The sequence below is a fragment of the Frigoribacterium sp. 2355 genome, assembly GCF_054060695.1.
This window is the reverse complement of record NZ_JBSSDL010000005.1, coordinates 174,186-198,116: the sequence shown is the minus strand read 5'-3', so window position 1 is coordinate 198,116 and position 23,931 is coordinate 174,186. Positions and strand designations below refer to the sequence as shown.

Sequence of the window (23,931 nt, the reverse complement as noted above, 5' to 3'; positions counted from 1 at the left end):
GCACGAGTCATGCAGCCGAGAGTCACAGCGATCCTCGTCGCCCCTGGTGGAGCGACCTACCTCGACCGAACCCTCGACGGACTGTCGCGTCAGACGCGGCCCCCCGAGGCATTGGTGGTGGTCGACACGGGCGGCAAGGACTCGGCCGCGGGTCGGCTGTCGCTGAGCGGCGCCGCCCAGTTGGCCTCGCTTCCCGACGCGAAGACGTTCGGTGCCGCCGCCGCGCACGGCGTGCGACTCTCCGACCCGGGCGACGGGGACCCCGACGAGTGGGTCTGGCTACTCGGGCACGACAACGCACCCGCGCCCGAGGCGCTCGAGCGCCTCATGACGACCGTCGAGGTGTCGCCCTCCGTCGCGGTCGCGGGCCCCAAGCTGATGCGGTGGGGCCAGCCCGGTGTCATCGCCGAGTTCGGCGAGACCGTCACCCGGTACGGCGCCTCGCTCGCCCGCGTCGAGAACGAACTCGACCAGGGCCAGCACGACGTCACGGACGACGTGCTCGGCGTCGCGGCGGGGGGCATGCTCGTCCGTCGCACGGTCTGGACCGCCCTGGGCGGCTTCGACCCCGCGCTGCCGCACGTCGACGCCGCACTCGACTTCTCGATCCGTGCCCGCCTCGCCGGTCACCGGGTCGTCCTCGTCCCCGACGCGAAGGTCGACAGTGCCGGGCCGCCGGAGGAGTTCGGCCACGGGCCCGTCGGGCACGCCCGCCGGGCGCGCCTGCACCGTGCCGCCCAACTGCACCGGCGCCTCGTCTACTCGGCGGCCGCCCTGTTGCCGCTGCACTGGCTCAGCCTGGTGCCGCTGGCGGTCGTGCGCAGCGTCTGGCACCTGCTCACCAAGAACCCGGGAGCCGTGGTGGGCGAGTTCGCCACCGCGTTCCGGGCTGCCTTCGGCGGCTCGCACGTGCGATCGGCTCGTCGGGCCCTCGCCCGGACCAAGAGCGTCGGCTGGAGTTCGGTGGAGCCCTTGCGCGCGTCCCGCGCCATGCTCCGAGAACGACGGGTCACCGAGCGTGACGCACAGGTCGCCGGCGTCGAGGACGCACCCGACCCCCGGGCGAGCTTCGTCCACTCGGGCGGCCTCTGGGTCGTGCTGGTGGCCGCCGTCGTCGGTGTGGTGGCGTTCCTGCCGCTGCTCGGCAACCCGGCCGTCACGGGTGGGGGACTCCTGCCGCTCAGCACCTCGGTGGGTCAGCTCTGGTCGTCGGTGGGCTACGGCTGGCGCGAGATCGGCACCGGGTTCCTCGGCCCCTCGGACCCGTTCGCCGCGCTCGTCGCGGTCCTCGGCAGCCTGACGCCCTGGTCGCCGTCGACCGCGGTCCTCGGGGTCTACCTCGTGGCCCTGCCGCTCTCCGCGCTGGGCGCGTGGTTCGCCACCCGCCGCGTGACCCGCCGCACCTGGGTGCCGGCCGTCGCCGCGGCGCTCTACGCCCTCTCGTCCCCGCTGCTCTCGGGTCTGCAGTCCGGTCACCTCGGTGCCGTCCTCGCGCACGTGGCGCTGCCGTTCCTCGTCTGGGCCATGATCGGGGCCGCGAGGTCGTGGACGGCCGGGGCCACCGCCTCCTTGCTGTTCGCCGTCGTCGCGGCGGCCGCTCCCTCGCTCGTGCCGGCCCTCCTCGTCGGTTGGCTCGGGTCGATCGTCAGCCGCCCCCGCGGCACCCATCGCCTCGTGGCGGTGCCGCTGCCCGCGCTGGCCCTCTTCGCGCCCCTCGTCGTCGCCCAGCTGCAGCGGGGCACGTGGTGGGCCGTGTTCGCCGACCCCGGAGTCCCCACGAGGTCGGACCCGGCCTCACCGCTGCAGCTGCTGCTCACGTCCCCCGAGACGGGCCTCAACGGCTGGACGGCACTGATCGCCGGGACGGGTTTCTCGTCCGCCACGCTCGCCGTCCTGGTCGCCGTCGCGATCGCCCCGCTGGCGCTGCTCGCCGTGGCCTCGCCGTTCGTCGGCTCGCAGCGCCGCGCGGTCCCCGCCCTGTCGCTCGCCCTGCTCGGCTACCTGACGGCCGTCGCCGCGACCCACGTGTCCGTCACGGGCGTCGGCAGCGACACGACCACGATCTGGGCCGGCAGCGGACTGAGCCTCTACTTGTTGGGGCTCGTCGGCGCCGCGGCCGTGACCCTCGACCGACTGCCCCGGGTCGCCCCGCCGGTCGGCACCCTGGTCGCCGTGCTGGCGGTCGCCGCAGCGGCCCCCACCGTGATCGCGTCGTTCGGCCCCGTGGCCGACGTCCGTCCGAGCTCGGGGCGCATCCTGTCGGCCTACGTCACCGCCGAGGCCGAGGCGACACCCGACGTCGGGACGCTCGTCCTCACGCCCCAGTCGGACGGCTCGCTCGCCGTGTCGCTGGAGCACGGTCAAGGAGCGACGCTCGACGACCAGTCGACGCTCGACTCGACCGCCCCACGCCTCACCTCGGTCAACGAGGACCTCACCGTCCTGGCCGGCAACCTCGTCAGCCGCAGCGGTTTCGACCCGACCGACGACCTGCGTCGACTGGGCGTCGGGTTCGTGTTGCTGACGGCCACCGACGACGACGGCGACGCCGACCGGCTCGGCCAGCGTGCGGGCGAGGCGCTCGACGCCGACGCCGACTTCCTGCCGGTGGGCGACACGTCCAACGGCCTCCTCTGGCGTTACGTGGAGGCGCAGGACGAGCGCGAGGCGCGTCCGGCTGCGGGACCGCTGCGACCGATCGTCCTGATCAGCTGGGGACTCGTCTTCGGTTCCGCCCTGTTGCTCGCCATCCCGACGTCGCCGCGACGACGTCGATCCCGGACCGGGACGCCCGAGGCCGAGCAGCCCGCCACGACCTTCGACGAGGAGCGAGATGAATAAGCGATCGGTCTTCTCCACGACGGGACGCGTCGCGGTCGGCGTCGTCGGTCTGGCCGTCGCCGCCGCGGTCGTCGGCGGTGCCACGGTCGTCCGCCTCCCCTCCTTCGAGACGGTGCCGGCGGGGCAGCTCGTGACGCCCGTGCCGGTCGACCAGCAGCGGGTCTGCACCGGTGCCCTGTTGCAGCTCTCGGACGCCGAGGGGCAGCAGGCCACGACCGCCAGTTCGGTGGGTCGAGCGGCCGTGGCCCGGGAGTCGAGCGAGGGCGACGTCGACGTCGACGAGCTCGCCGGTGCCGACGGCAGCGACTCGCGACCGTCCGTGGTCACGGCACCCGTCGAGGGCGCCGACGTGCCCCTCGTCGCGGCCGCCCAGAGCCAGTCGGTCGACGAGGGCGACCTGCGCGGTTTCGCCTCGGCACCCTGCACCGAGCCCACCAGCTCGACCTGGCTGATCGGCGGCTCGACCGAGACGGGACGCGTGTCGCTCATCAGCCTCGTCAACCCCAGCGACGTCAACGCCACCGTCGACCTCGACATCCGTTCCGAGACCGGCGAGGTGCAGGGCCCCGGAATCGACGGGATCGTCGTCGCGCCCCGCAGCCAGAAGGTGGTTCCGCTCTCGGGCTTCGCGACCGGACTCGTCTCGCCGGCCGTCCACGTGTCGAGTCGCGGCGGGCAGATCGTCGCCACGCTCCAGCAGAGCGTCGTCCGCACCCTCGAACCGGGTGGGGTGGACATCGTGACGGGCTCGGCCGCGCCGTCTCGCGAGTCGGTCGTCACGGGGATCGTCGTCCGCGACTCCGCCAACCTCGAGGGAGCACTCGCCGACCCGTCGTCCTCCGACCTCCAGTCGGTGCTGCGCGTCCTCGTCCCGGGCCAGGGTCCCTCGCAGCTGAGCGTCTCGTTGGCCACCGACGACGGCACCGGCACCTCGTTCGAGACCCTTGTCGAAGGCGGGCGCGTCACCGACGTCCCGATCGACGGGCTCGAGGACGGCGTCTACACGGCCACCGTCCGGTCGTCGACGGCCGTGGCCGTGGCCGCCCGGACCTCCACGGTCGCCGCGGACGCGGGAGGCGTCGACCTCAGCTGGGCCGCCTCGTCGCCCCGTCTCTCCGGTGACACCGAGGTGGTCGTGCCCGACGGCGAGGGCGGACGCCTCTGGCTCGCCAACCCGGGCCAGGACGCCGTCACGGCCGAGGTCACGGTGGGCGAAGGCGACGAGCGGGACGTCGAGGTACCCGGTGGGTCCACGGTCGGCGTCGACGTGCAACGGGGGGACGCCGTCCGGCTCGGGAACGCCGACGACCTGCGCGCGGGCGTCAGCTTCTCGGCCCCCGGAGCCGTCGCCGCCTGGCCGGTGACCTCGCCGCTGCCGGCGTCCACCCCGGTGACCGTCTACCCCTGACGTCGGGGGCACGCGCCCCGACGACCCCGTCGCGCGTCAGCCGTCGCGCCAGCGGTCGGGAGCCAGCTCCCACGGGTCCTTGCCGAGGAGGTCCGCGACGGCCCGGAACACGTAGCCCTCGACGAGCACCCGGTGGTTCCACTCGTCCTCGGCCGCCCCCCGACGGTCGTGCGAGGGGGCGAGCCGTTCGATCGGCAGGCGGTACAGCACGACCCGGCCGGCGGCCCGGTCGACGGACCACCGTTCGACCCGGGTGCGGTTCGGTTCGGCGGGGAGGCCGGCGACCTCGAACGACGTGTCGGCGAGCTCGTCGGGCCACGCCTCGCGGAGGTAGTCGGCGGTGGCGGCGACGATGTCGTCGAAGAGGTCGACCCTCGTCCGCAGGAAGGGCAGGTGAGGCCCGGCGGCGGACGACCGCAGCCCGCGTCCATGGCGGTCGCGCCGACGGGAACGGTCGGTGACGCGTGCGCGGCGGGGCCTGCTCATCAACCCATCGTAGGCCCGCCCAGGAGGCGCGGGTCGGCCCCCGAGGACCCTCGCGATAGTCTGTCGGGCAGATGAACCGTCGACCCTGCAGCAAGGTGACGTGCCACGACGAGGCCGTCGCCACGCTGACCTACGTGTACGCCGACTCGATGGTCGTGGTCGGGCCCTTGAGCGACCGCGTCGAGCCGCACGGCTACGACCTGTGCGCCCGCCACGCGGGCTCGTTGTCGGTCCCGCAGGGCTGGGAGGTCCTGCGCCGGGTAGTTTTGGGTCATGACCTCTGAGAACGCCCCCGTCGACCTGAACGCCTTCGTCAAGACCTACGACGTCCGGGGACTGGTGGGCACCCAGCTCACCGACGAGGTGGTCGAGGCCTTCGGTGCGGCCTTCGCCGACGAGATCGACGGCGCCGGCCACGACCTGGTCGTGGGTCACGACATGCGGGACTCCTCGCCGGGCTTCGCCGAGGCCTTCGCCCGCGGGGCCCGGGCCCGGGGTGCGAACGTGGTCGCCCTCGGCCTGTGCTCGACCGACGAGTCGTACTTCGCCTCCGGCTCGCTCGACGCCCCGGCGGCCATGTTCACCGCGAGCCACAACCCGGCCACCTACAACGGCATCAAGATGAGCAGGGCCGGCGCCCAGGGCATCAGCCTCGACACGGGGCTGTCCTCGATCCGTGACCGCGCCTCCTCGTTCCTGGCCGACGGCATCGAGGCCGTCGCCGAGCCGGGCGCCGTGCGGGAGCACGACGCGTTGCCGGGCTACGCCGCGTACCTCCGCGGTCTCGTGGACCTCGCCGGCATCCGGCCCATCAAGGTCGTCGTCGACGCCGGCAACGGCATGGGCGGGCTCACCGTCCCGGCCGTGCTGGGCGAGGCCGCCGGGCTGCCTGAGCTGCCGATCGAGATCGTCCCGCTGTACTTCGAACTCGACGGCACCTTCCCGAACCACGAGGCCAACCCCCTCGACCCGGCCAACCTGGTCGACCTGCAGAAGGCCGTCCTCGAGCACGGGGCCGACCTGGGCCTCGCGTTCGACGGCGACGCCGACCGCTGCTTCGTCGTCGACGAGAAGGGTGACGCCGTGACCCCGTCGGCCGTGGCGGCGATCGTCGCCGTCCGCGAGATCGCGCGCGTCCGGGCCGCCGAGCCCGACGTCGAGATCTCGGTGATCCACAACCTCATCACGTCCCGCGCGGTGCCCGAGGCCATCGAGGCGGCCGGCGCGACGCCGGTGCGCACCCGCGTCGGCCACTCGCTCATCAAGGACGAGATGCGGGCGACCGGGGCGATCTTCGGGGGCGAGCACTCGGCGCACTACTATTTCCGCGACTTCTGGAGCGCCGACAACGGCATGTTGGCCGCCATGCACGTCCTGGCCGAGTTCGGGTCGCAGGCCGAGCCCCTCTCGACCCTGACCGACCGGTACACGCCCTACGCGGCGAGCGGCGAGATCAACTCGACCGTCACCGACGTGCCGGCGGCGTACGCCCGCATCGTCGAGGCCTACACCGGGGTCGGCGAGTTCGACGAGCTCGACGGCCTCACGGTCAGCGGTTCGTCCGACGACGGGTTCTGGTGGTTCAACGTCCGGCCGTCCAACACCGAGCCGCTGCTGCGCCTCAACGCCGAGGCGGCGACGCCCGCCGGCATGGAGCGCGTCCGCGACGACGTGCTCGGGCTGATCCGCGGCTGACGGTCGGCCGGGTGCGGCCGAGCGGGCGGATCGGTTACCCCCTGGGGGTAACCTGGCGGGACCGGTCGACACGGCATGACCGGACGACACACGAGGAGGCGCGGGTGGCGCAGCAGGGTGAGCACGCGACGGCCACGCACGTCGGCTACAGCGGCGACAAGGAACAGATCGTCAAGCGCCTCCGCCGTGCCGAGGGCCAGGTCCGGGGCATCCAGCGCATGGTCGAGGACGACACGTACTGCATCGACGTCCTGACGCAGGTCAGTGCGGCGACCCGTGCCCTCGAGACCGTGGCGCTCCAGTTGCTCGAGGACCACCTCGCCCACTGCGTCGCCCAGGCGGCCCGAGAGGGAGGCGACGTCGCGGACGCCAAGGTCCGCGAGGCCTCGGCGGCGATCGCGAGGCTCGTCCGGTCCTGACGCGGAGGCCGGGGCCGGCGGCGACGCGGTTCAGCGCCGGGGGAAGCCCCGGACCGTCTCGGTCAGCGCCGGGGTGAGGCGGTCGAGCAACGCGGACTCGCGAGCGAGGGCGGCGGACTCACGCCGACGCCGGAGCGCCGAGACGCCGGCCAGGAGGAACTCCGGGTCGCCGGACGGCACGGGCGAGACGTAGGGCGTGGTCTCGGCCGCCAACTCGTCGGCGACGCGTCGCCGACTGGCCGGGGAGAGCTGCGGCGCCTGCTGCAGGAACGACGCGATGCGACGGGCCAGGCCGTCGGGCAGGCGCCCGACGTCCGCGATCTCGGCCCACCCCTGCAGGTGCGCCGGCACGCCGTAGACCACGTGAGCGGCCTTGGGCACGCGTTCGTTGCGACTGTACGTGCCGGCCATGAGGTCGCCGAGACGCCGCGACGAGCCGTTCAGCAGGGCGACGACGACGGCCAGGCCGCCACTGGTGAACACGATCTCGAGCAGCCCCACCAGCGCTCGGGTGAGGGCGTGGCGCAGGCCGATCGCCCCTCCGTCGGTGCGGACGATGCGCGCGCCCACGGCGAGTCTGCCCAGGGACCGCCCGTGGCTCGCGGTCTCGACCACCGTCGGCACGACGATGAAGCAGATCGCGATCGACGCCACGAGGAACGCCTGTGACAGGGCGTCGTCGAGCACCCCGCCGTCGTTCAGCAACGAGACGAGCACCAACGCACCGACGAGCAGCAGGGCGTAGGCCAGGTAGTCGATGAGCGCCCCGGCCGCCCGCAACACGAAGCTCGTCGGTCGGAGGTCGAGGGCGACCGCCTCGCCCGTGACCAGTTCGTCCCCACCCGCCGTGAAGGCCTCGACCTGGTCGGGTCGCAGCACCACCGGGGAGGCGCCTCGTGCCTTCGTGCGGGACATGCCTAGTATCTAAGCAGAATGGACATCGACGCCTACGCCGCCGCCCACGGCCACGACTGGGCCGAGCTCGAGCGCCTCGCCCGGCGCGGGCGACTGAGCGGCCCCGAGGCAGACGAGCTCGTCCGCTTGTACCAGTCGGGGGCCGGGCAACTGTCGGCGCTGAAGACCGCCACCGGCGACTCCGTCGTGGCCGACCGGCTCTCCATGACCCTGTCGCGAGCACGCCTGCGGTTCACGGGCGCGGGTCGCAACCTGTTCAGCCAACTGCCGACCTTCTTCGTCGCGCAGCTGCCGGCCGCCCTCTACCGCGTGCGGTGGCTGTCGCTCGTGTTGACGCTCGTGACGGTGGTCGTCGCGGCCGTGTTCGCGACCTGGGCCGCGAACACACCCGCGCTGCTGGCCTCGTTCGGCAGCGAGGAGTTCCGCCGGCAGTTCGCCGAGCAGGACTTCGTGAACTACTACTCCGAGAGCGCCTCGACGTCGTTCACCGGCCAGGTGTGGACGAACAACGCGTACATCGCCGCGCAGTGCGTGGCGTTCGGCATCACCGGGGTCTGGGTTCCCTACGCGATCCTCAGCAACGCCATGAACGTCGGGATCTCGGCCGGGCTCATGGCCGACCAGGGGCGGCTGGACCAGTTCTTCCTGTACATCGCTCCGCACGGTCAGCTCGAGCTCTACAGCATCTTCGTCGCCGGGGCGGCCGGTCTGATGATCTTCTGGTCCTGGGTGGCACCCGGTGCCCGCACCCGGGGGCAGGCGTTGGCCCAGGACGGACGCGCGCTCGTGACCATCGCGGTCGGGTTGATGCTCTCGTTGTTGGTCTCGGGCGTCATCGAGGGGTTCGTCACCCGGCAGGCCTGGCCCTGGCCGATCAAGATCGGCATCGGCACCGTGGCCCTCCTGGGGTTCCTGGCCTATCAGTGGCTGCTCGGCGGACGGGCCCACCGGGCGGGACAGACCGGCGACCTCGACGAGTTCGAGGCCGGGGCCACACAACTCGTGGCCGACTGATCCCGCGTCGTCGGCCACCGAGCCTGCGTCAGAGGCGGCCGGCCGCCTTGAGCGCGAGGTAGCGGTCGGCGAGGGCGGGGGGCAGGTCGGCCGGCGCTCCGGTCACGACGTCGGCGCCGACCTGACGCAGGGCGGCGGCGACCCGGCCCTGGTCGAGTCGGGCCCGCTCGGCCGAGGCGGCCCGGTAGACCTCGTCGCGGCTGCCCCGCCGCAGCACCGTCTCGTCGAGGGCCGGATCGGTGACCGACGCGACGACCACCAGGTGCTGGCGGGTCAGTTGGGGGATCGCCGCCAGCAAGGAGCGGGAGGCGCCGGGGCTGTCGACGGTGGTCGCGAGGACGACGAGCGCCCGACGGGACGTGACCGAGCGGACGAGGGCCGGCACGGCGGCCCAGTCGGTCTCGACCAGTTCGGGCTCGACGGGCGCCATGGTCTCGACCATCGACGAGAGCAGGGCGGGCCCGGTCGCGCCCTGCACCCGACCCCTGACCCGGCGGTCGAAGAGGACGACGTCGACCCGGTCGCCCGCCCGCGAGGCCAACGCCCCGAGCAGCAGTGCCGACTCGAAGGCCGTGTCGAGCCGCGGCTCGTCGTCGATGCGGGCCGCGGACGTCCGCCCCGTGTCGACCACGACGACCACCCGACGGTCGCGCTCGGGCCGCCAGGTGCGCACGACGAGGTCGTCGCGGCGTGCGGTCGCCCGCCAGTCGATGGAGCGGACGTCGTCCCCTCGCACGTACTCGCGCAGGCTGTCGAACTCCGTGCCCTGGCCGCGGATCATCACGCTCGTGCGCCCGTCGAGTTCTCGGAGACGGGCCAGACGGGACGGCAGGTGCTTGCGCGACGAGAACCGCGGGAGCACGCGGACCGCGCCCGGCACCTCGTGCGTCGCCTGTCGACCGGCGAGCCTCAGGGGACCGACCGTGCGGACGGTGACGCCGTCGGCGCGGCGTTCGCCCCGGCGGAACGGGGTCAGCGTGACGGTGAGCGTCGCGGCCCGCCCCGGTCGCAGGGACAGGCGACGGCGGGTCGGGGTCGCTCCGGCGGACGGCTGCCATGCGTCGCGCACGAGTCCGCGCAGCGTGCGTCGGCCGTCGTTCACCACGGTCAGCCGGGCGGGTGCGCTCTCGCCGAGACGGATCGCCCCCGGCAGTTCGCGCCGCACGGTGAGCGACCGGGGCGACGCCGCGAGGGCCACGTCGAGCACCGTCAGCGCGGCGACGACGCCGAGCCAGCCGACGATCGCCCACCCGCTGCCCGTGAGGACCACGGGCACGACGCCGAGCGCGACGAGCGCCACGAACCAACCGGTGATCGCCATGGCTAGAGCGGGACCCGGACCTGCTGCAGCACCGAGCGGACGATGGCGTCGGCGTCGACGCCCTCGAGCTCGGCTTCGGGCCGCAGCTGCAGGCGGTGTCGCAGCACGGGCAGGGCCATGGCCTGGACGTGGTCGGGCGTGACGTGGTCGAAGCCGGTCAGCCACGCCCAGGCCTTCGAGGCGGCGAGGAGGGCCGTCGACCCTCGGGGGCTCACGCCGATCTTGACCGACGGGCTCTCGCGCGTGGCCCGGGCCAGGTCGACCATGTAGGCGAGCACGTCGGGGGAGGCACCGACCCGGGCCACCTCCGCCTGGGCCCGGGCGAGGTCGTCGGGTCCGAGGACCGGGGTCACGCCCGCGGCTCGCAGGTCGCGGGGCGAGAAGCCGGCGGCGTGACGGCCGAGCACCTCGACCTCGGCCTCGCGCGGCGGCAGGTCGAGCGTGAGCTTCATCAGGAAGCGGTCGAGCTGGGCCTCGGGCAGCGTGTAGGTGCCCTCGTACTCGACGGGGTTCATGGTGGCCGCGACCAGGAACGGGGTCGGCAACGCGCGACTGACGCCGTCGACCGAGACCTGGCGCTCCTCCATGGCCTCGAGCAGCGCCGACTGCGTCTTGGGAGGCGTGCGGTTGATCTCGTCCGCGAGCAGGACGTTGGTGAACACCGGCCCCGCCCGGAACTCGAACTCGCCCGACTTCGCGTCGTACACGAGCGATCCGGTGATGTCGCCGGGCATCAGGTCGGGCGTGAACTGCACGCGGGCGGTGTCGAGCGAGAGCGAGTGGCTGAGGGCGCGCACCAGCAGGGTCTTGGCCACGCCGGGGACGCCCTCGAGCAGGGCGTGACCCTGGGCCAGCAGGGTCACGATCAGGCCCGTCACGGCACCGTCCTGGGCGACGACGGCCTTGCCCACCTCGGTTCGGACTCGGGCGAAGGTCTGCTGCAGTTCTGAGCTCATCTGGTGGTCTTCTCCGGGGTGGGGGTCGATGCGGGGGCGATCGGACGAGGCGGGGGAGGCGCGGGGCGGGTCACGACGGAGTCGTCGCCCGTCGGACCGCACCCTCGAGGTCGAGCAGGCTGTCGCTCAGCGCGACGAGCTCGCGGTCGTCGACCGGGTCGGCGTCGACCAGCACGTGCCGCAGGCCCCGGGGGCCGGCCGAGATCAGTGCGGCCACCCGGGCGACGATCTCGTCGACCGACGCGGTCGAGGACAGGCCCGTCGTGCGCGCGAGTCGCCCGAGCGTGCCGATGCGGAGCTGGTCGAGGGCATGGCGGCGCTGCCCGGAGCGCTCGTAGAGGCGGGCGCGCCCCTCGGTGGTCTCGGAGGCCTTGACGGTGACCGGCAGCCGCTCGACGACGAGAGCTCCGAGGCGTCGGCCCCGCCACACCATCGCGGCCACTCCGGCCAGGAGGAGCACGACCAGCGACGGCGTCACCCATGACGGCGTCAGCGTGGCGAGAGTGCCCTCGCCCTCGGGCAGGTCGCCGGCCGAGGGCAGGTACCAGGTCAGCTCGGAGGACCCGCCGAGCAGCGCGAGTGCGAAGGCCGCGTCGTCGTGCGTCCCGATCGAGCCGTTGGTCAGGGCGTCCGTGGCTCCCAGGACGGACACGCGCGTGTCGCCGTCCTCCAGCTCGACGAGCCCGTAGCCGTCGTCGGTCGGCAGGCAGCGGACGGCGCCGGGGGCGTCGACGTCGTACGCGACGCCCGCGACGTCGACCCGGGACGTCTGCGCGAGGGCCGGTGACGAGCAGGCGGGCCCGGCCGTGCCCTCGTCGACCGGGCCGGTCGACGCGACGCCCGCGGCCACGGCGTCGAGCGCGGCGGGCCCCGGGGCGGGGAGCACGAGGTGGGAGGTCGCCGTGACGAGACGCCCCCACTGGTCGCCGACCAGGAACCCCGAGGCGTCGTCGACGAGGAGCGTGCCGCCACCGGACCCGAGTCGGTCCAGGGTCTCGTCGAGGGTGGTCGTGACGGTCACGTCGACGCCCTGGCGGCCGAGCACCTCGACGAGTGCCTTGGCCCCGCCGGGGGCGGCGTTCGCGGGGCCGAGGGCGCGGCCTTCTCCCGAGCCCGAGCCCACGAGGAGCGCCGCCCCGACGCCGAGGGCCAGGACGAGGGCGAGTGCGACCCAGAACCGGGCACGTCGGACCGACGCCGCAAGGGTGGGGGTCGAGACGGAGGTGGGCGCCTCGGACGGTGCGGCGGCGGTCACGCGGGCACCCGCCGGGACGAGGTGACGCGCCGGTCGAGCTCCGTGACGGCCTGGTAGTCCTCGTCGGTGCCCGGGCGGTCGAGGTAGCGGACGCCGTCGAAGGCCGTGGCGGCGTCCGCGAAGTCGGCCCGGAGGTCGGGGAAGACGTCGCCCGCCCGGCGGGCCACGTCGCGTGCGGTGGTGCCGGGGGAGACCGCGACGTCGCCCCGCTCGGCCAGCGAACGGGCGATCGCCCGGAAGGCCTCGGCGACGGCGAGCGTCAGATCGCCCCGGGAGGCCGCCTCCCGGGCCGCGGCCCGCATGGCGTCGGCGTCACGGACGTCGTCGTCGCCGAAGAGGGCGAGGTCACGCGCGGACCGGCGGTTGAGTCGCGGCACCCCGTAGACGAGCAGCACGACCACGACGACCACCACGACGACCGCGAGCAGCACGATCAACGCGACCGCCGGCGCCCCCTCGGTCCCTCCGAACCGGATCGACCCCAGCCAGTCCCAGAACGCCTGCGCCGCACGGTCGAGCCAGGACGGCTGCGCCGCCACGTACTCGGGCCCGGTGAGCTCGCGCAGGACCTCGCGCCGGGCGTCGTCGGCGTCGGGGGTCAGGGGAGGCCCGGCGGCGAAGGGCAGCGGGCTCACCAGCGCGGTGCTCCCGGGTGCGTCGTCGGCGGGACCGGGGCCTCGGGCGTGCGGTACGGGTCGGGCTGTCCTCCGACCGCCCGCCCGCCGCGCTCGACGTAGCGCACGAGTTCGAGGTCGAGCCCTTCGGTGCGGATGCGTCGGTCGACGTAGACGAGGCCGGCCGACGCCGCCTGCAGCACGGACCCGATCGCGCCGATGACGGCCGTGATGCCGAGGGTGACGGCGTAGGTGCCCGCCGTGAGGGCCAGGAAGGTCGGGTCGGTCACGTCCCCCGTCGGCGCGAGCGTGCCCGTCAGCACGCTGAACAGCACCGAGAACGGCGTCGCGACGACCTGCGACGCGACCTGGACCATGAGGAACACCAGGGCGATCACGCCGAAGGTCCGCCAGAAGGAGGCGCGGGTCAGCGACCACGAGCGCCTCACGGCCGCGCCCAGCGTCAGCCGTTCGAGCATGATGGCGCTCGGCACGAGGGCAGTCTTCACGGTCAGCCACACGCCGAGGACGAGGAGGCCCAGGCCGAGGAGGACCGCGAGCACGACGCCGACGGCGATGCTCGGCCCGGAGCCGACGGCCACGCCGACGACGACGACGCCGGCCACGAGCGCCAGCGCCACGACGTAGGCGACCGTGAGCAGGGCGGACCACCCGACGAGCGTGCCGACGCGGCCCTTGGCCATCGCCCAGAGGCCGCCGAGTCGGAGCTTCTCCCCGAGCGTCTGCCGCGAGGTCTCGAGCACGAAGAGCCCCTGCAACAGGGCCGTGACGATCACCTGCAGGGCGATCGGCACGAGGGCCGACGCGGCGACGACGGCGACGGCGCCGGCAAGGACCGCGTCACGGTCCCGGGGGAGGGCCTGTTCGACGCGTCCGAAGGCGAGGAAGGCGCTGCCGCCGGTGATCACCACGGTCACCACGAGCAGGACGACCTGCGACAGCAGGGCCGTGCCGAACGTGGTCCGTGGGTTGCGGCGGAAGACCTGGAACGAGGCACCCAGGATCTCGCCGAAGGTGAGGGGGCGCAGCGGGACGAGGCCCGGCTTCGGCGGCGGGGCCCAGCCGGGTGCCGGCGGGGTGGTGCCGCCCGGGGCGGCCCCCGGGACGGGCCCCGCGGGGAGGGGGCCGGGTGACGTGGGGTCGACGCGCTCGCCCCAGCGCGGCGGGGACGTGTCGCCCCCCGGTGTGCTCCAGGCGTTCGGATCGCTCATGGTCCCCCTGGTCGTCCTGACCGTGAGGTCGTCCTCACGAGTGTGTTCATGTTTCCACACCGGACCGGGCGCTGCCAGCCGACGAGCGCCTCCTGCACTAATCTGTCCTGACGTGCCGCCTCCCGAGCGGCCCAGCCCAGACGGAGAACATGAACCCGCGCATCCTCGTGGTCGACGACGACCCGGCGCTCGCCGAGATGATCGGCATCGTCCTTCGCGCCGACGAGTTCGACCCCCACTTCTGCGGCGACGGCGCGGCCGCCCTCGAGGCGTTCCACGAGGCCTCACCCGACCTCGTCCTGCTCGACCTGATGCTGCCCGGCCTCGACGGCATCGAGGTCTGTCGCCTCATCCGGGCCGAGAGCGGCGTGCCGATCATCATGCTGACGGCGAAGGGCGACACGGCCGACGTGGTCCGCGGTCTCGAGAGCGGGGCCGACGACTACGTGGTCAAGCCGTTCAACCCGAAAGAACTCGTCGCGCGCATCCGCACCCGGCTCCGCCCGGCCACCGAGCCCACGAACGACGTGCTCACGGTGGGTGACCTCCGCCTGGACGTCGCCGCGCACGAGGTGCGGCGCGGTGACACCCCGATCGCCCTGACCCCGCTCGAGTTCGAGCTGCTGCTCGCGCTCGCCTCGAAGCCGCAGCAGGTCTTCACGCGCGAGATGCTGCTCGAACAGGTCTGGGGTTACCACTACAAAGCCGACACCCGTCTGGTGAACGTGCACGTGCAGCGGCTTCGCGCCAAGGTGGAGCACGATCCGGACGCGCCCCGCATCGTCACGACCGTGCGCGGCGTCGGGTACCGCGCCGGCGCGGGTTCGTAGCCCGGTCGGGTGGCGCTCGTGTCGACGGTCGCGGGGCCCGACCAGGGCGGGCCCGTCCGCTCGGGCGGACCGTGGTCGTGGCGGGCACCGGCGTGGCGCACGTGGCCGACCCGGGTGGTCGGCTTCTGGCGGTCGTCGTTGTCGTTCCGCACCGTCGCGCTCACGGTGGTGCTGTCGACCGTCGCCGTGACCGTGATCGGCACGCTCATCTCGGTGACGATCGGCACGAGCCTCTACGACCAGCGCCGGGAGCAGGTCGAGGCCGAGAGCGTCCGGGCGACGCTCCTCGCGCAGAACATCTTCGACTCGGCCACCGCCACCGAGGACGCCAACCAGGTCGAGCTCGACGCGCTGCAGAACGAGGCCCAGACCGCCATCCTGGGTTCGACCTCGAGCCCGGGCGGGACGAGCATCGCGATCCTCCGGACGCCGGGGCAGAACAGCCCGCAGACCATCCAGAACATCGCCAGCCCCGACTTCCCCGACTCCGTGATCTCGCCGGCCCTCCGCGAGGCGGTGGCGGCGGACGACGAGCGTCTCTCGATGCAGTCGGTGTCGCTCCCTCCGACCTCGCAAGGCGGGGGCTCGCCGGGCATCGCGGTCGGCTCGACCCTGCAGGTGCCCACCGCGGGCCAGTACGAGCTCTACCTCGTCTACGACCTCAGCGACGCGCAGGCCACGCTCGACCTCATGCAACGGACCCTCGGCATCGGCTCGTTGGCACTCGTGCTGTTGATCGCGGCGATCACCTACCTCGTCGTCCGCCTGGTCGTGGGGCCGATCCGCACGGCGGCCGAGACCAGCCAGAAGATCGCGGCCGGCCACCTGGAAGAACGCATCCCCGAGAAGGGGCAGGACGTCGTGGCCACGCTCGGGCGCTCCTTCAACGGGATGGCCGACGCCATGCAGCGCCAGATCTCGCAGCTGGCCGAGCTGTCGCGCGTCCAGCAACGCTTCGTGAGCGACGTCTCGCACGAGTTGCGCACGCCGCTGACCACGATCCGGCTGGCCGGCGACGTCCTCTACGACCAGCGCACGTCGTTCACGCCCTCGGCCGCCCGGACGGCCGAGCTGCTGCACACCCAGGTCGACCGGTTCGAGCTGCTCCTCGCCGATCTGCTCGAGATCTCGCGGTTCGACGCCGGTGCCGTCGAGCTCGAGACCGAGCCCGTCACGGTCGTCCGTCTCGTCGAGGACGGTGTCGACGAGTTCGGGCCGCTCGCCGACGGGTCCGGCAGCGTCGTCTCGGTCGTCGCCCGGGGCGGGTACTTCGAGGCCGAGATCGACCCGCGGCGGCTGCGCCGCATCCTGCGCAACCTGCTGGGCAACGCCATCGAACACGGCGAGGGGCGGCCGATCGAGGTCGAGGTCGACAGCGACGCCACGGCCGTCGCGGTGGCCGTCCGCGACCACGGTGTGGGCATGAGCCCGGCCGATGCCTCGCGCGTGTTCGACCGGTTCTGGCGGGCCGATCCCTCTCGCAAGCGCACCATCGGGGGCACCGGGTTGGGCCTGGCGATCAGCCTCGAGGACGCGGCCCTGCACGGCGGCCGGCTCGAGGTCTGGTCCGAGCCGGGCTCGGGCAGCCGGTTCGTCGTCACCCTGCCCCGCGTGGCGGGCGGTCGCATCGAGGGGGCGCCCCTGCCGGTCGTGCCGCCGGACCGTCGGGGCGAGACGACCGTGCCGGTGACGGGCGAACCGTGGTCGGGTTCGGTCCCGGTGGCAGAGACGCCGGGCGTGCCGATCCCGTCGCGGTCCGCGGGGGGTGCCGACGATGACTGACCCACGACGGAACGCCCGGCGGGGCCGCCGGTCCGTGGTGCTGGCGGTCCTCGTGGGCGCCGCGATCACCCTGACCGGGTGCGTCGGCATCCCGGACGCCGGTCAGGTGCAGCAGGGCGACACCGTCAGCGACGACGTGGTCAGCGACTTCGTGTTCCGGCCCAACGGGCCGGTCGCCGGCAGTTCGCAAGAGAGACTGCTGCGCGATTTCCTCTCGGCGGGCACCGGGTCCCAGGACAACTACGGGGTGGCCCGGCAGTTCCTCAGCACCGGCTTCGCCGACGAGTGGGAGCCGCGGGCCAGCGTCACCATCAGGCCCGGGGTCGGGTCGACCTCGCGGGTCGGCGGGTCGACGCTCGACTACGCGTTCGTGGGCTCGGCGACGGTCGACTCGGCGGGGCACTACACGCCGGCCACGTCCTCCACGACGACGTCCCTGGCGTTCTCCTTCGTCCGCGAGGGAGGCGAGTGGCGCATCAGCGACGCCCCCGACGGCATCGTCCTCTCGCCGGCCACGTTCGACTCGGTCTTCCGGTCGCACGCCGCCTACTTCTACGACCCCACCTTCACCTATCTCGTGCCCGACGAGCGGTGGTTCCTCGCACGGTCGTCGACGAGCACGCGCCTCGCGACGGCCCTGCTCGACGGACCGTCGGACTGGCTGCAGGGTGCCGTCGTCTCGGCCTTCCCCGAGGGCACCCAGCTGTCGTTGACGGCCATCACGGTCGACGACGGGACGGCCCGCGTCGACCTCACCGCCGACGCCCTCGAGGCGACCCCCGCCGCCCGGGCCCGGATGCAGGCGCAGCTGCTGGCGAGCTTCTCGACCCTCGCGACCGTGACCGCCGTCGAGCTCAGCGTCGAGGGCGCTCCTCTGACCGTGCCGGCCATGCAGCAGCCCGTGCCGGTGCGCGACCCCGCGGTCGACGCCCGGCCCCTCGTGCTGGCCGACGGCGTGCTGGGATTCGCCACCACGAGCGCCACGAGCCAGCTCCCGGGCCTCTCGGACGCGGTGGAGGCCCTCCGCCCCCGGTCGGTCGAGCTGTCCGCAGACCAGACCACCGCCGCCGTCGGCACCTCGTCGGGCGCGTACGCGGTCACCTCTCAGGGAGGAGCCCGGTTGGTCGACGCCCGGACCGGGCTGGTCGCCCCCTCGCTCGACGATGCGGGATTCGTCTGGTCGCTCGTCGCCGACGACCCGACGAGCCTCACGGCGTACGCCCTCGACGGCACGCCCCACCCCGTGGTGACGTCGCTCCCCGCGGGGCCGAGCGTCACCACCTTCCGCATCTCGCGCGACGGCACCCGCGCGTTGCTGCTGCTCGACGACCAGGGCGAGTCGCGCCTCCTCGTGGCCGCCGTCGTGCGGGACGCCGACGGGGTCCCGCTCCGGCTGGGCCCGACCCTCGAACTTTCGGCTCCGGACGGCGCCCCCGTCGACGCGACCTGGGCGGACCAACTGACCGTCGCCGTCCTGACCACCGTCGGGGAGTCGTCACGGGTGACGATGTCCGAGGTCGGCGGGGACTCCTCGAGCGCCGGCCGTCCGTCGGGCGAGGCGGTCGCGATCGTCGGGGGCAACGGCTTCGACCGACTGCTGCTGCTGGGTGCCGACGGCGACGTGCTCGAACCCCGAGGCAGCAGCTGGCAGGCCACGGGGTTGACGGCCGACCTGGTGGCGACCCAGCGCTGACGCGCCGGGGGTCGCCTCCTCCCCAGGGCAGGTGGGGGGTCGGTCGTCCTCCTCCGACGACGGAGGCGCGGCGTGCGCACCCGGGGGAGTCCACGCTGTCGGTGTGCCCCGGTCGCCTCGTCCTCGTCCTCGTTCCCGTCCCGCCGTCGACGCGCGGGACGCCCTGGTGCGGGCCGTCCGCGAGGCGCTGTCCGTCGTGTCGCCCGTCTCGTGCGCGGGCTGCCACGCCCCGGACGTCGGCTTGTGCCGCGACTGCCGGGGCCGGCTCGTCCCCGAGGTCGTCCGGATCGACCTCCCCGACGGGCTGACCGTCTTCGCCGGACTCGTCTACGCCTTCGAGGCGCGGGGCGTCGTGTTGGCCTTCAAGAACGGCGGACGCGTGCGCCTGGCCGAGGTGCTCGCCCCGGCTCTCGGTGCCGCCCTCCGGTCCTGGGTTGGTCAGGTGACGGCCGAGGGGGCACCCGGCGGGGACGCACGCCCGGGGGATCGGTCGCTGCTGGTCGTCCCGGTGCCGGCGTCCCGACGGGGGCGGCGTCGGCGGGGCTACGACCCGGTCGACCTGGTGCTGCGCCGGCTCGGTCTCGTGGTGGGCTCGCGCGTCCTCGTGCCGACGGCGCGGGCCGGCGGCGGACAGAAGGGCCGCGACCGACAGCAGCGTCTGAGGGACCGCGAGGGCAGCCTCCGCGCCACCCGCGATCTCACGGGGTCGCGGGTGGTCCTCGTCGACGACGTCGTGACGACCGGGGGCACCCTCCAGGAGGCGCGTCGTGCGCTGGTCGCCCGGGGCGCGATCGTGGTCGGTGCGGCCTGCGTGGCCGCCACCCCGTCGGGCTCGGGTGCCGGTCGCCCCTGAGCGAACGGTGAACGGTGCGTGACACGGGGGTGTCCGGGTGGCTACGGTGGGGCGAAAGGCGTGAAAGGACATCCGCCTGGCTGACAGGCGGCACGTCGATAGCCACAGGAGGTCGTCATGGAAATTTCCGTCACGGGTCGAAACGTCGGCATCACCGATCGTTTCCGCGAGTACGCCACCGAGAGGGCAGACAAGGTCGCCGCGCTGGCCACGAAGGCCCTCGCCCTCGAGGTCAAGGTGTCGCGGCACCACGAGAAGTCCGGCGGGCAGGCGGGCGACGACCGGGTCGAGATCACCCTGATCGGCCCCGGCCCCCTGGTGCGGGCCGAGTCCACGGCCGCCGACAAGTACGCGGCGTTCGACCTCGCGATCGGTCGGCTCCTCGAACGGGTGCGCCGGGCGAAGGACCGGCAGAAGATCCATCGCGGGCAACACCGACCGACGTCGCTGCGCGAGGCGGCCACGGCCGACTTCAGCGGCGTGGGCGTCACCCCCGCCGCGGCGGAGACGCTCGACCAGGTCCGCACCGGGGCCGTGACGGTGGTGGGCGACGAGGCCCCCGCCGACGAACTCGAAGAGGAGTACTGCCCCGTGGTCATCCGCGAGAAGGTCTTCGCGTCGACGCCCATGTCGGTCGACGACGCGCTCTACTACATGGAGCTCGTCGGCCACGACTTCTACCTCTTCATCGACGCCGAGACCGAGCGTCCGAGCGTCGTGTACCGCCGCAAGGGCTGGGACTACGGCGTGATCGGGCTCGACCAGGACTCGCCCGACCTGCAAGAGACGGCGACGGCCCTGCGGGCGGGTCTGGCGAGCTGACCTCCTGACTCGCCGGGTGGCCGACACCCCGGGAGGCGCGGGCACGTCCCTGTCGCCTCTCAGGGGGTCGGCCACTACGCTTGCTACGATCGTGGGCCGGTCCAGGACGGACCTTCGACACCTCGGTGCTCCGATGCGGATCACCTCAGCGAGACCGCGGAGCGTTCCGCGGGTTCGACCGAACACATGGGAGCACACCAGTGGCCAACGTCCTCGAGAAGGTCCTCCGCGTCGGCGAGGGCCGCACGCTGCGCAAGCTGAAGGCCTACGCCAAGGCGGTCAACGAGCTCGAGGACGACTTCACGACCCTCACCGACGACGAGCTGCGCAACGAGACCGTCGAGCTGCGCGAGCGGTACGCGTCGGGTGAATCGCTCGACGACCTCCTGCCCGAGGCCTTCGCCGCCGTCCGCGAGGCGTCCAAGCGCACCCTGGGCCTCCGGCACTTCGACGTGCAGCTGATGGGTGGCGCGGCCCTGCACCTCGGCAACATCGCCGAGATGAAGACCGGCGAGGGCAAGACGCTCGTCGCCACCACGGCGGCGTACCTGAACGCCATCGCGTCGCGCGGCGTGCACGTCATCACGGTCAACGACTTCCTCGCCAGCTACCAGTCCGAGCTCATGGGGCGCGTCTTCCGGGCGCTCGGCATGACGACCGGGTGCATCCTGTCGGGCCAGACCCCGGCCGAGCGTCGCGAGATGTACGCCGCCGACATCACGTACGGCACCAACAACGAGTTCGGCTTCGACTACCTCCGCGACAACATGGCCTGGCAGGCGCAGGACATGGTGCAGCGTGGCCACTTCTTCGCGATCGTCGACGAGGTCGACTCGATCCTGATCGACGAGGCCCGCACGCCGCTGATCATCTCGGGCCCGTCGTCGGGCGAGGCCAACCGGTGGTTCACCGAGTTCGCCACGGTCGCCCGGCGCCTCGTCGCGGGCACCGACTACGAGGTCGACGAGAAGAAGCGCACCGTCGGGGTCCTCGAACCCGGCATCGAGAAGGTCGAGGACTACCTCGGCATCGACAACCTGTACGAGTCGGCGAACACCCCGCTCATCTCGTTCCTCAACAACGCCATCAAGGCCGACGCGCTGTTCAAGCGCGACAAGGACTACGTCGTCATCAACGGCGAGGTCCTGATCGTCGACGAGCACACGGGTCGCATCCTCAGCGGTCGTCGCTACAACGAGGGCATCCACCAGGCCATCGAGGCGAAAGAGGGCGTGACGGTCAAGGCCGAGAACCAGACCCTCGCGACGGTCACCCTCCAGAACTACTTCCGCCTCTACAAGAAGCTCTCCGGCATGACCGGTACGGCCGAGACCGAGGCCGCCGAGTTCATGAGCACCTACAAGCTCGGCGTCGTGCCCATCCCGACGAACCGTCCGATGCAGCGCATCGACCAGACCGACCTCGTCTACAAGAACGAGACGAGCAAGTTCGACCAGGTCGTCGAAGACATCGTCGAGCGGCACGAGAAGGGCCAGCCCGTGCTGGTCGGCACGACCAGCGTCGAGAAGAGCGAGTACCTCTCGCGACTGCTCGCCAAGAAGGGCGTCAAGCACGAGGTGCTCAACGCCAAGAACCACGCTCGAGAGGCCGCCATCGTGGCCCAGGCCGGTCGCGCCGGCGCCGTGACCGTCGCCACCAACATGGCCGGTCGCGGGACGGACATCATGCTCGGCGGCAACGCCGAGTTCCTTGCCGTCGCCGAGATGAACGCCAAGGGTCTCAGCCCGGTGGACACCCCCGACGAGTACGAGGCCGCGTGGGACGACGTGTTCGCCGCCCAGAAGGCCGCCGTGCAAGAAGAGGCCGACAAGGTCATCGACGCCGGCGGGTTGTACGTCCTCGGCACCGAGCGCCACGAGTCGCGTCGCATCGACAACCAGCTGCGCGGTCGGTCGGGTCGTCAGGGCGACCCCGGTGAGAGCCGTTTCTACCTGTCGCTGACCGACGACCTGATGCGCCTGTTCAACTCGGGCGCCGCCGAGTCGTTGATGGGTCGCGGCAACGTGCCCGACGACCTCGCCATCGAGAACAAGATCGTGGGGCGGGCCATCCGCTCGGCCCAGTCGCAGGTCGAGTCGCGCAACGCCGAGATCCGCAAGAACGTCCTCAAGTACGACGACGTCCTCAACCGTCAGCGCGAGGCCATCTACGGGGACCGTCGCCACATCCTCGAGGGCGACGACCTGAAGGACCGCAGCCAGAAGTTCCTCGAGGACGTCGTCAACGAGGTCATCGACCAGCACACGGGTGACGGCAGCCCCGACGACTGGGACCTCGACGCCCTCTGGACCGAACTCGGCACCCTGTACCCGATCTCGATCACCATCGACGAGGTCATCACCGAGGCCGGCTCGAAGGGCAAGGCGACCCGGGCGTTCCTCGGGCAGGAGATCCTCTCCGACGCCAAGGTCGCCTACGAGGCGCGCACCGAGACCCTCGGCGAGCCCGCCATGCGCGAACTCGAGCGTCGGGTCGTGCTGTCGGTCATCGACCGTCGCTGGCGCGACCACCTCTACGAGATGGACTACCTGAAGGACGGCATCGGTCTCCGCGCGATGGCCCAGAGAGATCCGCTCGTCGAGTACCAGCGCGAGGGCTACGCCCTGTTCCAGAGCATGATGGGCCAGATCCGCGAAGAGACCGTGGGCTTCCTGTTCAACCTCGAGGTCGAGGTGCAGGGCCAGGTCGGCGCCACCGAGGCACCGGTCATCGCGGCCAAGGGGCTCGAGGCCGAGAAGCAACCGCAGGCCCAGCTGGCCTACTCGGCTCCCAACATCGACGGCGAGGTCGAGGTACGCAACCAGCGCGGTCAGCTCGAGAAGGGTGCGACCGCGAAGGCCCAGAAGGCTCAGGACGAAGCCGAGCGTTCCGATTCGCCCGAGATCGCGGCGGCTCGCGCCTCCGGTGGCCCGGCGGCACGGCAGGCCGACGACGGCAAGGTCGGCGCCTTCGGCCAGAAGACCGGCGACGGCGAGGCTCCGGTGAACCGGGCCGAGCGTCGGGCGGCTGGTAAGAAGACCCGCTGATCCCGTCGTCCGAACGACGATCGACGCGCCCCCGAGCCAGGCTCGGGGGCGCGTCGTCCGTCGGCGGTGACCGGGCCGACCGTCAGAGCACGTGCACGGCCGCTGCTCTCCACCGGCTGTCGTAGGTCTCGAGTCGGACGGCGACCGCTCGGCTCCGAGCGCGGCCGTGCACGACGACGACGGATTCGATCACCCCGTCGGCGGGCGAACTCGACCGGATGCCGCCGATCGTGAACACCGGTCGCCGAGCACGCATGCCGTGTGCGGACCGGGCCCGGGCGGCCAGGACGACCCGCTTGTGCAGGGTGCGGTAGACGTCCTCGGTGACCCACCGCGAAACCTGGTCGAGTTCTCGTGCCCCGGCCAGGATCTCGACGACGCAGCGGACCAGGTTCTCGACGAGCAGGTCCGGATCGTCCGGGAAGGGGGACCCGGACGAGGTGCCGGCCTGCGGAACGGTCCGGACGAGGGGTCGGGGGCCGGATGGTCGACCCTCCAACGGCCCACCCCCGGGCACGGGGGCGGTGGGGCCCGGGTCCGCGAGCGGCGGGACGGGCCTCAGGTGCGGCCGAGGTGGTGCGGTGGGCCCCTGGTGCTCGACGAGGGCGAGGGCGTGGTGGTTCGAGGGCATGGGCAGTCTTCCTGTTCACGTGCGTCCGGGCATGACTAGAAGATATGACATGTGAGATTGCAAAACCAGACCGACTCGACGGTCTGTGGAGAAGCGGTGGTCGGGTCCTCCCGCCGG

20 protein-coding genes are annotated in these 23,931 nt (G+C 72.7%); 12 read left to right on the top strand and 8 right to left on the bottom strand.

Translation table 11 applies throughout. The features are described 5' to 3' along the window. Window positions 1-9 precede the first annotated feature (9 nt). Window positions 10-2,841 carry a glycosyltransferase family 2 protein gene (locus tag ACVJ1F_RS08615; RefSeq protein ID WP_456885623.1) on the top strand — a complete coding sequence of 944 codons (2,832 nt, stop codon included), beginning with the start codon at window positions 10-12 and terminating at the stop codon, window positions 2,839-2,841. After that, a complete protein-coding gene (locus ACVJ1F_RS08610; protein WP_456885622.1) occupies window positions 2,834-4,249 on the top strand; it encodes a DUF5719 family protein in 1,416 nt (471 codons plus the stop codon). The genes ACVJ1F_RS08615 and ACVJ1F_RS08610 overlap by 8 nt, the downstream gene beginning before the upstream one ends. 36 nt (window positions 4,250-4,285) lie before the next feature. Here the strand turns inward: ACVJ1F_RS08610 and ACVJ1F_RS08605 are convergent, their stop codons facing one another. Next, the gene (locus ACVJ1F_RS08605; RefSeq protein ID WP_456885621.1) at window positions 4,286-4,735 is read right to left on the bottom strand and encodes a metallopeptidase family protein; all 450 of its coding nucleotides are present in this window, start codon (window positions 4,733-4,735) and stop codon (window positions 4,286-4,288) included. 71 nt (window positions 4,736-4,806) lie between these two features. Between ACVJ1F_RS08605 and ACVJ1F_RS08600 the strand changes: the two genes are divergently transcribed. The 3 genes from ACVJ1F_RS08600 to ACVJ1F_RS08590 all read left to right on the top strand — a co-directional run bounded on the left by ACVJ1F_RS08600 (window position 4,807) and on the right by ACVJ1F_RS08590 (window position 6,849). Next, complete coding sequence (locus ACVJ1F_RS08600) at window positions 4,807-5,019, top strand: DUF3499 family protein (RefSeq protein ID WP_456885620.1); 213 nt, start codon at window positions 4,807-4,809, stop codon at window positions 5,017-5,019. Further along, window positions 5,009-6,430, top strand: a complete 1,422-nt coding sequence (locus ACVJ1F_RS08595; RefSeq protein ID WP_456885619.1) for a phosphomannomutase/phosphoglucomutase — start codon at window positions 5,009-5,011, stop codon at window positions 6,428-6,430. The genes ACVJ1F_RS08600 and ACVJ1F_RS08595 overlap by 11 nt, the downstream gene beginning before the upstream one ends. 167 nt (window positions 6,431-6,597) lie before the next feature. After that, entirely contained in the window at window positions 6,598-6,849 is a 252-nt protein-coding gene (locus tag ACVJ1F_RS08590) for a metal-sensitive transcriptional regulator (protein ID WP_233568399.1), read from the top strand. Between the two features lie 30 nt (window positions 6,850-6,879). On the opposite strand, the gene ACVJ1F_RS08585 is transcribed toward ACVJ1F_RS08590, so the two are convergent. Beyond that, window positions 6,880-7,764 (bottom strand): RDD family protein, encoded by an 885-nt coding sequence (locus ACVJ1F_RS08585; protein WP_456885618.1) that lies wholly within the window; start codon window positions 7,762-7,764, stop codon window positions 6,880-6,882. An 18-nt stretch (window positions 7,765-7,782) separates the two neighbouring features. On the opposite strand from ACVJ1F_RS08585, the gene ACVJ1F_RS08580 reads away from it, so the two are divergent. Then, on the top strand, window positions 7,783-8,778 hold the full coding sequence (locus tag ACVJ1F_RS08580; RefSeq protein ID WP_123570417.1) for a stage II sporulation protein M: 996 nt from the start codon (window positions 7,783-7,785) through the stop codon (window positions 8,776-8,778). Window positions 8,779-8,806: 28 nt separating this feature from the next. Here ACVJ1F_RS08580 and ACVJ1F_RS08575 read toward each other — a convergent pair whose 3' ends face one another. The 5 genes from ACVJ1F_RS08575 to ACVJ1F_RS08555 all read right to left on the bottom strand — a co-directional run bounded on the left by ACVJ1F_RS08575 (window position 8,807) and on the right by ACVJ1F_RS08555 (window position 14,156). Next, entirely contained in the window at window positions 8,807-10,099 is a 1,293-nt protein-coding gene (locus ACVJ1F_RS08575; protein WP_456885617.1) for a DUF58 domain-containing protein, read from the bottom strand. Between the two features lie 2 nt (window positions 10,100-10,101). Continuing rightward, a complete protein-coding gene (locus ACVJ1F_RS08570) occupies window positions 10,102-11,055 on the bottom strand; it encodes an AAA family ATPase (protein WP_056046296.1) in 954 nt (317 codons plus the stop codon). Between the two features lie 70 nt (window positions 11,056-11,125). Then, entirely contained in the window at window positions 11,126-12,310 is a 1,185-nt protein-coding gene (locus ACVJ1F_RS08565) for a DUF4350 domain-containing protein (protein ID WP_456885616.1), read from the bottom strand. Next, on the bottom strand, window positions 12,307-12,945 hold the full coding sequence (locus ACVJ1F_RS08560) for a DUF4129 domain-containing protein (protein WP_456885615.1): 639 nt from the start codon (window positions 12,943-12,945) through the stop codon (window positions 12,307-12,309). Before ACVJ1F_RS08560 ends, ACVJ1F_RS08565 begins: the two co-directional genes overlap by 4 nt. Further along, window positions 12,942-14,156, bottom strand: coding sequence for a hypothetical protein (locus ACVJ1F_RS08555; RefSeq protein ID WP_159826195.1), 1,215 nt, complete (start codon window positions 14,154-14,156; stop codon window positions 12,942-12,944). Before ACVJ1F_RS08555 ends, ACVJ1F_RS08560 begins: the two co-directional genes overlap by 4 nt. A 149-nt stretch (window positions 14,157-14,305) precedes the next feature. Between ACVJ1F_RS08555 and mtrA the strand changes: the two genes are divergently transcribed. The 6 genes from mtrA (at window position 14,306) to secA (ending at window position 23,183) form a co-directional block, all read left to right on the top strand. Next, the gene (gene mtrA, locus ACVJ1F_RS08550; protein WP_056046282.1) at window positions 14,306-14,986 is read left to right on the top strand and encodes an MtrAB system response regulator MtrA; all 681 of its coding nucleotides are present in this window, start codon (window positions 14,306-14,308) and stop codon (window positions 14,984-14,986) included. A gap of 9 nt (window positions 14,987-14,995) precedes the next feature. Continuing rightward, window positions 14,996-16,768, top strand: a complete 1,773-nt coding sequence (gene mtrB, locus ACVJ1F_RS08545) for an MtrAB system histidine kinase MtrB (protein WP_342211777.1) — start codon at window positions 14,996-14,998, stop codon at window positions 16,766-16,768. Beyond that, window positions 16,761-18,461, top strand: coding sequence for an LpqB family beta-propeller domain-containing protein (locus tag ACVJ1F_RS08540; RefSeq protein WP_456885614.1), 1,701 nt, complete (start codon window positions 16,761-16,763; stop codon window positions 18,459-18,461). The genes mtrB and ACVJ1F_RS08540 overlap by 8 nt, the downstream gene beginning before the upstream one ends. A 103-nt stretch (window positions 18,462-18,564) precedes the next feature. Further along, window positions 18,565-19,314 carry a ComF family protein gene (locus tag ACVJ1F_RS08535; protein ID WP_456885613.1) on the top strand — a complete coding sequence of 250 codons (750 nt, stop codon included), beginning with the start codon at window positions 18,565-18,567 and terminating at the stop codon, window positions 19,312-19,314. A 117-nt stretch (window positions 19,315-19,431) separates the two neighbouring features. Then, entirely contained in the window at window positions 19,432-20,136 is a 705-nt protein-coding gene (hpf, locus tag ACVJ1F_RS08530) for a ribosome hibernation-promoting factor, HPF/YfiA family (RefSeq protein ID WP_456885612.1), read from the top strand. Between the two features lie 200 nt (window positions 20,137-20,336). Beyond that, window positions 20,337-23,183 (top strand): preprotein translocase subunit SecA, encoded by a 2,847-nt coding sequence (gene secA / locus ACVJ1F_RS08525; protein WP_056046274.1) that lies wholly within the window; start codon window positions 20,337-20,339, stop codon window positions 23,181-23,183. Window positions 23,184-23,265: 82 nt separating this feature from the next. Here the strand turns inward: secA and ACVJ1F_RS08520 are convergent, their stop codons facing one another. After that, entirely contained in the window at window positions 23,266-23,814 is a 549-nt protein-coding gene (locus tag ACVJ1F_RS08520; RefSeq protein WP_456885611.1) for an Rv3235 family protein, read from the bottom strand. Window positions 23,815-23,931: the final 117 nt, after the last annotated feature.